General features: G+C 67.2%; 10 protein-coding genes. 5 read left to right on the top strand and 5 right to left on the bottom strand.

All coding sequences use genetic code 11. The annotated features are described in order from the left end of the window. Nucleotides 1–44: 44 nt before the first annotated feature. The 3 genes from ACN4E0_RS02035 to ACN4E0_RS02045 form a co-directional block, all read right to left on the bottom strand. On the bottom strand, nucleotides 45–494 hold the full coding sequence (locus ACN4E0_RS02035; RefSeq protein ID WP_419565020.1) for a MaoC family dehydratase: 450 nt from the start codon (nucleotides 492–494) through the stop codon (nucleotides 45–47). A 109-nt stretch (nucleotides 495–603) separates the two neighbouring features. Continuing rightward, complete coding sequence (locus ACN4E0_RS02040) at nucleotides 604–1,986, bottom strand: DUF5935 domain-containing protein (protein ID WP_419565022.1); 1,383 nt, start codon at nucleotides 1,984–1,986, stop codon at nucleotides 604–606. Continuing rightward, on the bottom strand, nucleotides 1,979–2,161 hold the full coding sequence (locus ACN4E0_RS02045; RefSeq protein ID WP_419565024.1) for a hypothetical protein: 183 nt from the start codon (nucleotides 2,159–2,161) through the stop codon (nucleotides 1,979–1,981). The genes ACN4E0_RS02040 and ACN4E0_RS02045 overlap by 8 nt, the downstream gene beginning before the upstream one ends. An 80-nt stretch (nucleotides 2,162–2,241) precedes the next feature. Between ACN4E0_RS02045 and ACN4E0_RS02050 the strand changes: the two genes are divergently transcribed. The 4 genes from ACN4E0_RS02050 (at nucleotide 2,242) to ACN4E0_RS02065 (ending at nucleotide 10,869) form a co-directional block, all read left to right on the top strand. After that, nucleotides 2,242–3,459 (top strand): TIGR04063 family PEP-CTERM/XrtA system glycosyltransferase, encoded by a 1,218-nt coding sequence (locus ACN4E0_RS02050; RefSeq protein WP_419565025.1) that lies wholly within the window; start codon nucleotides 2,242–2,244, stop codon nucleotides 3,457–3,459. A gap of 10 nt (nucleotides 3,460–3,469) precedes the next feature. Then, on the top strand, nucleotides 3,470–4,558 hold the full coding sequence (locus tag ACN4E0_RS02055) for a hypothetical protein (RefSeq protein ID WP_419565027.1): 1,089 nt from the start codon (nucleotides 3,470–3,472) through the stop codon (nucleotides 4,556–4,558). A 222-nt stretch (nucleotides 4,559–4,780) separates the two neighbouring features. Then, entirely contained in the window at nucleotides 4,781–9,433 is a 4,653-nt protein-coding gene (gene gltB, locus ACN4E0_RS02060) for a glutamate synthase large subunit (RefSeq protein ID WP_419565029.1), read from the top strand. Then, a complete protein-coding gene (locus ACN4E0_RS02065; protein ID WP_419565031.1) occupies nucleotides 9,433–10,869 on the top strand; it encodes a glutamate synthase subunit beta in 1,437 nt (478 codons plus the stop codon). Before gltB ends, ACN4E0_RS02065 begins: the two co-directional genes overlap by 1 nt. Here the strand turns inward: ACN4E0_RS02065 and ACN4E0_RS02070 are convergent. Both ACN4E0_RS02070 and ACN4E0_RS02075 read right to left on the bottom strand, forming a co-directional pair. Continuing rightward, complete coding sequence (locus tag ACN4E0_RS02070) at nucleotides 10,866–11,855, bottom strand: hypothetical protein (protein ID WP_419565033.1); 990 nt, start codon at nucleotides 11,853–11,855, stop codon at nucleotides 10,866–10,868. The two genes, ACN4E0_RS02065 and ACN4E0_RS02070, sit on opposite strands and share 4 nt — an antisense overlap. A 70-nt stretch (nucleotides 11,856–11,925) precedes the next feature. Continuing rightward, nucleotides 11,926–12,708, bottom strand: coding sequence for an enoyl-CoA hydratase (locus tag ACN4E0_RS02075; protein WP_419565035.1), 783 nt, complete (start codon nucleotides 12,706–12,708; stop codon nucleotides 11,926–11,928). Between the two features lie 79 nt (nucleotides 12,709–12,787). Here ACN4E0_RS02075 and ACN4E0_RS02080 point away from each other — a divergent pair. Next, nucleotides 12,788–12,930 (top strand): SDR family NAD(P)-dependent oxidoreductase (locus tag ACN4E0_RS02080; RefSeq protein ID WP_419565037.1); only part of this gene is annotated, 143 nt, incomplete at its 3' end.

Here is a 12,930-nt window from a genome sequence, read left to right on the forward strand (position 1 = left end):
TTGGTTGCTAGAATGTCTGATCCTCGCCGGGGAGGAGGGGGAAATCAGACGAAAATCTGGGTAATCCATTCGCAGATCAGGGCGGGCTTTTCCTCACCTTCGATCTCCATGGTGATCTCGCAGGTCTGCTGCCACTGGCCGGGGCGCTTCTCGATCATCTCGAGCAGCTTCCAGTGGCCGCGGATGCGCTTGCCGCTGCGCACCGGCGAGATGAAGCGGGTCTTGTTGCCGCCGTAGTTGACGCCCATTTTCACGCCGTCGATCTTGGGCGTGTCCGAATGTGCGCCGAGATAGGGGATCATCGACAGCGTCAGGAAGCCGTGCGCGATGGTGCCGCCGAAGGGCGTCATCTTGGCCTTTTCCTCGTCGATATGGATGAACTGGTGGTCGCCGGTGGCCTCGGCGAACTGGTTGATCCGTTCCTGGCTCATTTCGACCCATTCGCTGGTGCCGATGGTTTCGCCGACTTTCTCGGCCAGTTCCTGCGGGCTCATCGCGCCTCTCCTCTATCGAAATCTCACGGTTTCGCGCGACTCCGGCCGCGCGGTGCGGCGCGAGTCATGGCGCATGGAAGGGGGCCGCGCAACCGCGCGAACCGTGCCGTTACGGAATGGCGGGATTGGCCGCGGCCGCCGTGTGGCGTGCCGCGCGCACGGCCTTGCGCTCTGCCTCGGCCTGCGCCGAATCGCGTTTCTTGCAATAGGTCGCCAGTGCGATCTGCAGCCCGATCAGCATCAGGAACACCGGCTGGTAGGCGATCCCCTGGAAGGCCGCACCGACCAGATAGACCACATTGGCGAATTGCAGCGCGCTGGCGAGCGGCGCCTGCCACTGATCCGCCGCGCCCTCGCGGGTCCGCCATTTGCGGCGGATCCCTTCCATCTGCAGCAGTCCCAGAAGGTGCAGCGAGAGCCACAGGATCAGCCCCGGCCAGCCCTGTTCGCCGAGCATTTCGAAGAAGGAGGAATGATAGGCGCGCGCTTCGTCGGTGACCTCTTCGACCCGGGTGATCGAGGTACCGGCCTCCTCGCGCGTTACCGGCAGGCGGTAAGTGAACTTGTTCGAACGATAGGCATCGAACCCGCCACCGAGCGGATGTTCGGCGGCATAGTCGAGCGTCCACATCCACACCTGGACGCGGGTCGAGGCGGATTCGTCCGACTGGACCGAACCCAGCGTGGCCATGCGGTCGTAATAGCTCGCCGGAAGGAAGGGCAGCGCCACCAGCCCAAGCGCACCGGCGGCGAAGATGTACATCAGCCGGTTCTTGACGTCGCGCAGCATCAGCACGCCGAGCACGGCGATGCACAGCAGGCCGGTGCGGGCCTCGGTCCCGACCGGGATCAGCAGGCAGGCGAAGATCAGCAGCGCGGCGAAGGTCTTCACCCGCCAGTCGGGCGGGAAGATCGTGCCGTGCCTGGTGAACCACAGGATGATCGGGATCAGCGCGATCGCCACCGTGGCGAGCGTCGAGCTTTCATAGATGTTCGAATTGTCGTTCACGAAGAAATAGAGGCTGCCGTAGCCCCCGCCGCCGAGCGCGGTCTTCATCCCCGCGGAGATGATGATCGCCCCCGCGGTGAGCACCAGCACCAGCGCCGCGGCCTCGATCCTCAGCCGGGTATAGAGCGTCACCGGCAGGAAGATGGCGAAAATCAGCGCCTTCCACACCCATTCCCACTTGAACGCCGCGTCGACCGGGAAATCGGCCCATTGCAGCGTCATGAAACAGTAGACCAGCAGCGCGAGCAATAGGCCCTGGCGCAGCGTGAAACGGATGTCCGCCTTGGGATCGGCGACCGCCCAGCCGGCGAAGGCGAGCAGGAAGGCGATCAGCGAGATCGGCAGCATCGGGGTCAACGTCCAGCCGATCTTCTGCGGGGCGAGGATGTCGATATAGAGATAGGCGAGCACCCAGATGAAGGGCCGCCCGAGGCCGAGCAGGAACATGCCCATCACGGTCAGGAACAGGGCGACGTCAAGCATCGCCGCCCTCCTTGCGCCGTCGTCGGCGACGGGCCGCGCGCGGCGTCGGGCGAGCGGGCTCGACGGGCGGATCGGCCAGCACCTCCTCGCGATCGAGCTCGCCACGCGCAAATATGCGCAGCAGCGCGATCACGATGAGCACGTGAGTCAGTCCAAGGGCGAGATAGTCGATCACAATGCGATACTTTCGAGCAGCGTCCCTAATGCACCGCGGTTGACGCCCCGTTAAGGCTGATGTGACAGAGAACACCGCCGATGACCCGCGTGCTGCACATTCTCGACCATTCGCTGCCGCTGCATTCCGGCTATACCTTTCGCACGCGCGCGATCCTCAGGAGCCTGCAGGCTGCAGGCGACGAGGTGCGCGCGATCACCGGGCCCCGCCACACCGCCCAGGGCCCGCTGGTGGAGCAAGTCGAGGGGCTCACCTTCAACCGCGTCCCGGGACCCCTCGCCGGACCGCCGGGCCTGCGCGAATGGCGCGAGATCGAAGCGCTGCGCGCCGGGATCGAGCGGCTCGCGGAGGACTGGCGTCCCGATATGCTCCACGCCCATTCGCCCGCCCTGTGCGGCATGGCCGGCCTGCGCGCCGCGCGCCGGCTCGGCCTGCCCTTCGTCTACGAGATCCGCGCCTTCTGGGAGGATGCGGCGGTGGGCAATGGCACCGGCAGCGAGAATTCGCTCAAATACCGCCTCACCCGCGCGCTCGAGAACCGCGTCGTCGCGGGGGCGGACGCCGTATTCACCATCTGCGACGGGCTGCGGCAGGATTTGATCGCGCGCGGTCACGACGGCGAGCGGATCGCCCTTTCGCCCAATGGCGTCGACCTGACGCTGTTCGGCGCTCCGCCGCCGCGCGATGCGGCACTGGCCGATGAGCTCCAGCTGGGCGAGGGCCCGGTGATCGGCTTCATCGGCAGTTTCTACGACTACGAAGGCCTCGACGACCTCATCACCGCCATGCCTCTGCTCAGCCAGCGGCATCCGCAGGCGCAGCTGCTGCTCGTCGGCGGCGGGCCGATGGACGAGGTGCTGCGCGCGCAGGCCGCCGCCTCCCCGGCGCGCGAGGCGATCCACTTCACCGGACGCGTGCCGCATGGCGAGGTCGACCGCTATTATTCGCTGATCGACGTGCTCGCCTATCCGCGCAAGAAATCGCGCCTCACCGAGCTGGTCACGCCGCTGAAGCCGCTCGAGGCGATGGCGCAGGAACGCATCGTCGCCGCGAGCGACGTGGGCGGGCACCGCGAACTGATCGAGGACGGCGTGACCGGCCTGCTGTTCCCGCCGGACAACCCGGCAGGCATGGCCAGCGCCCTCGCACGCTTCATCGACGAGCGCTATCGCTGGCCGGCGATGCGCGAGGCGGGCCGTCTTCACGTGTCCGAAAACCATGATTGGTCAAGGAACATAGATCGTTATCAGGCCGTTTACCAAAACCTGCTAGGCAGTGGGACATCCGCGGCCGCCTGAGCCGCCTGCAATGGGTATTTCGCCGCCGATGACCGCCGCCAAGCGTCCCGCTCCGATCAGCAGCCACCCGGCCTTTGCTTGGGTGGTTTCTCTCTATTTCGCGCTTCTCTTGGCCGTCGGTGTCTTCGCGCTGCTGTATTTCCGCAACGATCTCTTCCTCGCCCTGCGCAATGCGAATGCGGCCAGCACAGCCTTGCCTGAGGGTTTTCTCGGTAAAGTGCTTGTTGCGGGTGCCGCCGCGGTATTTGGTGGGCTGATCGGTTTCGTCATCGCGCAGCGCGTGATCGCGCTCAACGATATCACCGCCGACATCGACGAGCCCGAAGCGGACGAGGAAATCCCCGACGAAGAGCCCGACAATATCTGGTTGGCGGACGCCGCGCCGCAGAAGAACGGCTCCACCTCCAGCCGCCGGAGCCATCCGCTCAGGGCATCGGGCGCGCGGTCCGAGGAAACCGAGGGCCCGCCCCCGAGCGTGAACGACGCCCCGCGCCGCCCCTTCAACCCGCGCGAGGACCTCGCCGAGGAAGGCATCGCGCCGTTCCTTCCCGATGCCGACCCGATCCTCCTCGACGGCGAGGACATGACCGGGGGCCTGGCGGAGAATCTCGTCCTGCAGGACGACGAGACGATCCCGGGGGACCCCTATTTCTCCGATGCATGGCAGGCTCCCTTCGGCGATTCGCCCGAGGCGGAAGGCGCTGCCGACCCCTTGGCCGCCGCCGAACGGGAGGCCGCCATCGCGCCTCCTCCCGGGCCCGACGCCGGCCGCGATGCCGAAGCCCAACGAGTCGACACGGAGCCCGCTCCCGCGTCGGACGCCACCGAGCAGGACGTCGAAACCGTACCGCTTCCCCCGGCGGCACTCGGCGACCTTTCGCTTGAAGCGCTGACCGAACGCCTGGCCCAGGCGCTCGAAAGCGCCAGGCCCGATTCGCCCGGCGGGGGTCGCGGAGAGGAAGATCCCGTGATAGCTTTCCTGCGCCGCGAGGCCGAGCGCGACATGCCGGCAACCGGTCCGGGCCCTCGCTCGAGCGACCCGCAGGCCGAATTGCGCAGCGCGCTCGACAAGCTGAGCCGCGTCGGAAAGCGCACATAGGCCCGCGCATTTCCTCTATGGCCTCGCGCATTCAAGCGTAATTCTTGCCGCCCGTGAAATTTTGCTACGCTTCTCGCAGTTGCAAAATCTCCATCCTGTCGGCATGACGACCCTTCGCGCAATTTTGCAGGTGTCGCGCGCGGCACCGCTCACCCATGCCCCCGCTCGCTCCGCTCCCCCCCGCGCGGCAGGTCGGCGGGGACGAAGGAGGACGCAGTATTGATGGGACGCACGCCGCCCCAGGCCACGGGTCTCTACGATCCGCGTAACGAACACGACGCCTGCGGCGTCGGCATGGTCGCGCATATCAAGGGCGCGAAGAGCCATGGCATCGTCACTCAGGCGCTCGAAATTCTCGCCAATCTCGACCACCGCGGCGCGGTCGGCGCCGACCCGTTGCTGGGTGACGGTGCGGGAATCCTGCTGCAGGTGCCCGATCCGCTGTTCCGCAAATGGGCGGGCGAGCATGGCCACGAGCTGCCGCAGGCGGGCGATTACGCCGTCGCCATGTGCTTCCTGCCGCAGGAAGACGAGGCGCGCGACTTCGTCGAGAAGCAGCTCGAACGCTTCGCCGAAAAGGAAGGCCAGCGCATCATCGGCTGGCGCGACGTGCCGACCACGCTCGACGGGCTCGGCAAGGCGGTGGTCGATTCGATGCCGGTCATCCGCCAGTGCGTGATCGCGCGGGGCGACAATTGCGCCGACCAGGACGCGTTCGAACGCAAGCTCATCGTTATCCGCAAGCAGACGCTCAACCCGCTGAAGGCGCTCGAGGCGAAGCACGGCATCGAGGGGCTGAGCCAGGCCTATATCCCGAGCTTTTCGAGCCGCACGGTGGTGTACAAGGGCCTGCTGCTCGCCAACCAGGTCGGCAGCTTCTACGACGATCTGCGCGATCCCGACTGCGTTTCCGCGCTCGGCCTCGTCCACCAGCGTTTCAGCACCAACACCTTCCCCAGCTGGCGGCTTGCCCACCCCTATCGCTTCATGGCGCACAATGGCGAGATCAACACGGTTCGCGGCAATGTGAACTGGATGGAAGCCCGCCGCCGGACGATGGAAAGCGAGCTGCTGGGTTCCGACCTCGACAAGATGTGGCCGCTGATCCCGCACGGCCAATCGGACACCGCCTGCCTCGACAATGCGCTCGAGCTGCTGCTGACCGGCGGCTATTCGCTCGCCCATGCGATGATGATGCTCATGCCCGAGGCCTGGGCCAAGGATCCGCTGATCGACCCCGCGCGGCGCGCCTTCTACGAATACCACGCCGCGCTGATGGAGCCGTGGGACGGCCCCGCCGCCGTGTGCTTCACCGACGGGCGCCAGATCGGCGCCTGCCTCGATCGCAACGGCCTGCGCCCCGCGCGCTGGTGCACCACCAAGGACGATCTCGTGGTGCTCGCCTCGGAAAGCGGGGTGCTGCCGTTCGACGATGCCGACATCACCCGCAAGTGGCGGCTGCAACCGGGCCGCATGCTGCTGATCGACCTCGACCAGGGGCGCATCGTCGAGGACGAGGAGCTCAAGGCCGATCTCGCCGCCGAGCAGCCCTACGAGGCCTGGCTCGCCAAGGCGCAGTACAAGCTCGAGGACCTCGGCCATATCGAGCCCGACCTCTCGGAGATCACGCAGTCCGAGATTGCCCTGCTCGATCGCCAGCAGGCCTTCGGCTACACGCAGGAGGATATCTCCCGCTTCCTCGAGCCGATGGCGGTCGCGGGCGAGGATCCGATCGGCTCGATGGGTACCGACACGCCGATCGCCGTGCTGAGCGATCGCAGTCGGTTGCTCTACGACTATTTCAAGCAGAACTTCGCCCAGGTCACCAACCCGCCGATCGACCCGATCCGCGAGGAACTGGTGATGAGCCTGCTGTCGATGATCGGCCCGCGCCCGAACCTGCTCGGCCGCGACGGCGGCACGCACAAGCGTCTCGAGGTCGCGCAGCCGATCCTCACCAACACCGACCTCGCCAAGATCCGTTCGGTCGAGGTCGCGCTGGACGGCGCCTTCCGCACCGCCACGATCGACATCACCTGGGACGCGTCGACCGGGGCAGAGGGCCTCGCCATGGCGCTCAAGGAAATGTGCTGGGCGGCGACCGAGGCAGTGCTCGGCGATGCCAACATCCTGATCCTCTCGGACCGCGCGCAAGGCCCCGACCGCATTCCCATGCCCGCGCTGCTCGCCACCGCGGCGGTCCACCACCAGCTGGTGCGCCAGGGCCTGCGGATGCAGACCGGCCTCGTCATCGAGACCGGCGAGGCGCGCGAGGTGCATCATTTCTGCGCGCTCGCGGGATACGGTGCCGAAGGGATCAACCCCTATCTCGCCTTCGAAACGATCGAGGCGCTGCGCGCCGAGCGTTTCCCCGATCTCGACGCGGACAAGGTCCAGGCGCACTACGTCAAGGCGGTCGGCAAGGGCATCCTCAAGGTCATGTCCAAGATGGGCATCTCGACCTATCAGTCCTATTGCGGTGCGCAGATCTTCGACGCGGTCGGCCTCAATTCCGAATTCGTCGACGCCTATTTCAACGGCACCGCGACCACCATCGAGGGCATCGGCCTGAAGGAGGTGGCCGAGGAAGCCGTGCTGCGCCACGCGCAGGCCTATGGCGACAATCCGCTCTATGCCGGCATGCTCGATGTCGGCGGCATCTACCAGTATCGTATCCGCGGCGAGGCACATGCCTGGACCCCGCATTCGGTCGCGCAATTGCAGCACGCGGTACGCGGCAACGACCCCAGGAACTACGCGGAATTCGCCGCGGCGATCAACGAGCAGAGCGAACGCCTGCTGACGATCCGCGGGTTGATGGAACTCAGGTCCGCCGAGCAGCCGCTGGACCTCGCCGAGGTCGAGCCGGCGGTCGAGATCGTCAAGCGCTTCAGCACCGGGGCGATGAGCTTCGGCTCGATCAGCCACGAGGCGCATTCCACGCTCGCCATCGCGATGAACCGCATGGGCGGCCGCTCGAACACGGGCGAAGGCGGCGAGGAACCCGAACGCTTCCGTCCGCTCGACAATGGCGATTCGATGCGCAGCCGGATCAAGCAGGTCGCCTCGGGCCGCTTCGGCGTGACCACCGAATATCTCGTCAATTCGGACGATATCCAGATCAAGATGGCGCAGGGCGCCAAGCCCGGCGAGGGCGGCCAGCTGCCCGGTCACAAGGTCGACAAGCGCATCGGCAAGGTGCGCCATTCGACCCCCGGCGTGGGGCTTATCTCGCCGCCGCCGCATCACGACATCTATTCGATCGAGGATCTCGCGCAGCTGATCCACGACCTCAAGAACGTCCAGCCCGACAGCCGCATTTCCGTGAAGCTGGTGTCCGAGGTGGGCGTCGGCACGGTGGCCGCGGGCGTCTCCAAGTCCAAGGCCGATCACATCACCATCTCGGGTTATGAGGGCGGCACCGGCGCGAGCCCGCTGACCAGCCTGACGCATGCGGGTTCGCCGTGGGAGATCGGCCTCGCCGAAACGCAGCAGACGCTGCTGCTCAACGATCTGCGCAGCCGCATCGCGGTGCAGGTCGACGGCGGGCTGCGCACCGGTCGCGACGTCGCCATCGGCGCGCTGCTGGGTGCGGACGAGTTCGGCTTCGCCACCGCCCCGCTGATCGCGGCGGGCTGCATCATGATGCGCAAGTGTCACCTCAACACCTGCCCGGTCGGCGTGGCGACGCAGGACCCGGTGCTGCGCAAGCGCTTCACCGGCACGCCCGAGCACGTGATCAACTATTTCTTCTTCGTCGCCGAGGAACTGCGCCAGATCATGGCGCAGATGGGCTTCCGCACCGTCGAGGAGATGGTCGGCCGCGTCGACCGGCTCGACATGCGCCGCGTCGAACGCCACTGGAAGGCGCATGGCGTGGACCTCAAGCGGATCCTCCACGCCGTGCCGCTCAAGGAAGGCCAGAAGCTCCACCATACCGAGAACCAGGACCACGGCCTCGCCGCGGCGATGGACGTCGAGCTGATCGAGGCCTGCAAACCGGCGATCGAGAGCGGGCAGGCGGTGCAGCTCACCCGCAGCATACGCAACGTCAACCGCACCGTCGGCGCGATGCTGTCGGGCCGGATCGCCGAGGCCTATGGCCACGCGGGCCTGGCGCAGGACACGATCCGGATCGATTTCACCGGCGTGGCGGGGCAGAGCTTCGGGGCCTGGCTGGCCCATGGCGTGATGCTGAGCCTGACCGGCGATGCCAACGATTATGTCGGCAAGGGACTGTCGGGCGGCCGCATCGCCGTCCGTCCACCCGAGAAGGCGCCGCGCAAGCCCGGCGAGAACATCATCGTCGGCAACACCGTGCTCTATGGCGCGATCGCCGGCGAGGCCTATTTCGCCGGCGTCGCGGGCGAGCGCTTCGCGGTGCGCAATTCGGGCGCGGTCGCGGTGGTCGAGGGCACCGGCGACCATGGCTGCGAATACATGACCGGCGGCGTCGTCTGCGTGCTCGGCCCGACCGGGCGCAATTTCGCCGCCGGGATGAGCGGCGGCGTGGCCTATGTCTACGATCCCGATCGCCGCTTCGAACAGCTGTGCAATCCGGCGCAGGTCGACGTGCTCGACGTGCGTACGGGTGATGGTGAGGGCGCGGAGAAGAGCTGGGGCAGGCCGCAGCAGCGCGCCGTCTCGGTCGACAATGCCGGCATGGGCGATCCGCTCTACCACGATGCCGAGCGGTTGAAGGTGCTGGTCGAGCGCCATCTGCTCCACACCGGCTCGGCCAGGGCCAAGGCGCTGCTCGACGACTGGGCGAGCGAGCTCAAGAACTTCCGCAAGGTGATGCCGCGCGACTATGCGCGCGCGCTGAAGGCACTCGAGGACGAACGCGAACAGGCGGCAATGGAGGCCGCAGAATAATGGGCAAGGAAACCGGCTTTCTCGAATACGAGCGCGAAGACAGGACCTATCGCGATCCCGAAGAACGGCTGACGAACTACAAGGAGTTCGTGGTGCCGCTTTCGGAGGAGCAGCTGCGCACGCAGGCCGCGCGCTGCATGAATTGCGGCATCCCCTATTGTCACAACGGCTGTCCGGTGAACAACATCATCCCGGACTGGAACCACCTCGTCTACGAGGACGACTGGAAGCACGCGCTCGAGGTGCTCCATTCGACCAATAATTTCCCCGAATTCACCGGCCGCGTGTGCCCCGCCCCCTGCGAGGCTGCCTGCACGCTCAACATCATCGATTCGCCGGTGACGATCAAAAGCATCGAATGCGCGATCATCGATCGCGGCTTTTCCGAAGGCTGGGTCAAGCCGCAGCTGCCCGAGAAGCGCACCGGCAAGTCGGTCGCGGTGATCGGCAGCGGACCTGCCGGTCTCGCCTGCGCGCAGCAACTCGCGCGCGCGGGCCATGCGGTGACCGTGTTCGAGAAGAGCGACCGGATCGGCGGACTGCTGCGTTACGGCATTCCGGACTTCAAGATGGAAAAGCAACTGATCAACCGCCGCGCGGTGCAGATGGAGGCCGAAGGCGTCCAGTTCCGCACCTCGAGTGAGGTCGGGGTCGAGGTCAGTTTCTCCGCGCTGCAGGAGAATTTCGACGCGGTGGTGCTCGCCGGCGGCGCCGAGGAAGCGCGGATGCTCGATATTCCGGGCGCCGAACTGCCCGGCGTCCGGTTCGCGATGGAATTCCTGACTCAGCAGAACAAGCGCAATGCCGGCGACGACGAGGTCCGCGCCGCGCCGCGCGGCAGCCTCACCGCGACCGGCAAGCATGTCATCGTCATCGGCGGCGGCGACACCGGTAGCGACTGCGTCGGCACCAGCAACCGGCAGGGCGCGGCGAGCGTCACCCAGCTCGAGATCATGCCCAAGCCGCCCGAGAAGGAAGACAAGGCGCTGACCTGGCCCGACTGGCCGCTCAAGCTGCGCACCTCCTCGAGCCACGAGGAGGGCGTCGAGCGCGACTGGGCGGTGCTGACCAAGCGCGTGGTCGAGGAAGGCGGAAACGTCGCCGGCCTCGAATGCGTGCGCGTTGAATGGCTCGACGGGCGCATGCAGGAAGTGCCGGGGAGCACCTTCACATTGAAGGCCGACCTGATCCTGCTGGCGATGGGCTTCACCGGACCCAAGCGGCGCGGGCTGCTCGATCGCGCCGGTGTCGATCTCGACCCGCGCGGCAATGTCGCGGCGGACACAGAATGGTATCTCACCAGCGAGCCCAACGTCTTTTCCTGCGGCGACATGCGGCGTGGGCAGAGCCTGGTGGTCTGGGCGATCCGCGAAGGCCGCCAGTGCGCGCGCGCGGTCGACCTCGCGCTGATGGGGGCGACCGAGCTGCCGCGCTAGGAGGCGATGCGCGGCGACAGCGCGGCGAGGAAGCCCGCGCTGTCGTCGATCCGCAGCGCGATCCGACCGACCTCGCGCGTCCCGCCAAAAGGCGAGTGCACGGTCACCGGTCGCGCGAGCGCCAGCATGACATTGGGCCATGACAGCACGGCCTGGTTGAGCGTGTCCTTCGCCTTGACGGTCTTGCCGTCGAAGCCCGTGACCTCCCCCGCCAGCGCGTCGTAGGGGAGGAGCACATCGTGCAGCACGCCGCTGCGCACGCGCAGACCCTCGTCGGTCAGCAGCACGGGATGGATGCGGAAGCCCTGCGCCAGCCCGGCCAGCCACAGTGCCCCGCCCAGGCCGAGGGCGAAGAGGATCCACGCCGCGGTCGGGCTCCAGTGCCGCAGCAGCAGATGGGTAACCCCCAGCTCGATCCCCTGCAGCACGAGCAGCGTGTAGAGCAGCGGTGCCAGATAGCGGTGATAGTCGAACGCCTGCGCGCCGGGCGGAACATCCTGTGCGCGCCACCAGCCGAACAGCGCGAGTCGCATGACGCGCGTTTCCATGACCATGAAGCGGACCATCGGCGGCGGCAGGACCAGCTCTGCCGTTGTTTCGAGCGTATCCCCCTGCGCCAGTCCCCGGCCGATCCGGACCGCGCTGAACAGCGCGAAGGAGGTCAGCGTCAGAACGGCCGCGGCGAGCAGCGGCGGCATGGCGAAGATCGCCGCGCGCACCGGCGGAGCCGCGCCGAGCAGGACGATCACGCTGGCGGCTGCGCCTGCGGCCAGCACGGAATGGAGGCCCGGCTTGCGACCCGGCGCCTTGGCGATCGCGGCCAGCATCAGGCTGTCGGCGACGATCCAGGCGAACAGCAGCGCCGCCAGCCAGGCATGCGCGGCGGCCCAATCGGTATGGGTCATGGCGCGCGCGAGCGCGATGCCGGTGAGAGGAAGGACGATCGGCGCGAGACGGATCAGGCGGACGGGAAGCTGCCGTTCCATGGCGCAACGATAGCCCGGCCTGCGCGAGTGAGGAAGCGCCATGCCTGCACCATTTGTTGCCCCCGACGCATCACCCCTGCGTGCGCCCGCGCGCCTGTACCGCGGCGCGGCGCGCCTCGACTTCCTCGGGGCTCACTGCGGCATTGGCGGCGGAGGACCGTTTTTGCTCGAGCGCCAGCCCCTCGCCGAAGCTCGCGGCATAGCCCTCGTCGATCAGCGCCTTGTAGGTGGCGAGGAATGCGGGATCCACGCTCGCCATGTCGGCCGCGAGCCGACGCGCCTCGCGCAGCAGGTCTTCGGGGGCGACGACGCGGTTGACCAGCCCCCAGCGCTCGGCCGTCTGTGCGTCGAGGAAATTGCCGGTGAAGCTCAGCTCCTTGGCGCGGCTGATGCCGATCGTCCGGCTCAGCTTCTGCGACAGCCCCCAGCCGGGCACGATCCCGACCCGCGCATGGGTATCGGCAAAGCGCGCATTGGTGCTGGCGACCAGCACGTCGCAGGCCAGCGCCACCTCGAACCCGCCGGTGATGGCGACCCCGTTGATCGCCCCGATCACCGGCTTGCGGCACTGTTCGATCGCCTTGACCGGATTCTCGTCCGCCCCCTCGGCATTGGCCGCGCCGAGCGCGCCCTCCTGCGAGCCGAGCTCCTTGAGATCGAGCCCTGCAGTGAAGGCCCTCGTCCCCGCGCCGGTCAGGATCACCGCGCGGACGGCATCGTCGCCGTCCAGGTCCATCATCACCTCATAGAGCCGGTGGCGCAGCGCTTTCGACAGAGCGTTCATCGCTTCGGGACGGTTGAGCGTGACGGTGGCGATACCGTCGGCGATCTCGGTCAGGATCAGCTGGGTCATCCAGGCAGCCTAGCCGATAGGTTGCGACTTGCAATCGTCCCGCCACTCGCGTTCAGTGGCGGCGAGAGGAGAGACATCAATGGCATTCAAACCCTTCGACCTCACCGGCAAGGTAGCGGTGGTTACCGGCGGCAACAGCGGCATCGGCCTGGGCATGGCCGAGGGGCTGGCGGCGGCGGGCGCCGATGTCGCGATCTGGGGCCGCAACGCGGACAAGAACGC

Origin of the sequence: Qipengyuania sp. (assembly GCF_048550555.1) — a bacterium.
In the GTDB taxonomy this organism is placed as follows: domain Bacteria; phylum Pseudomonadota; class Alphaproteobacteria; order Sphingomonadales; family Sphingomonadaceae; genus Qipengyuania.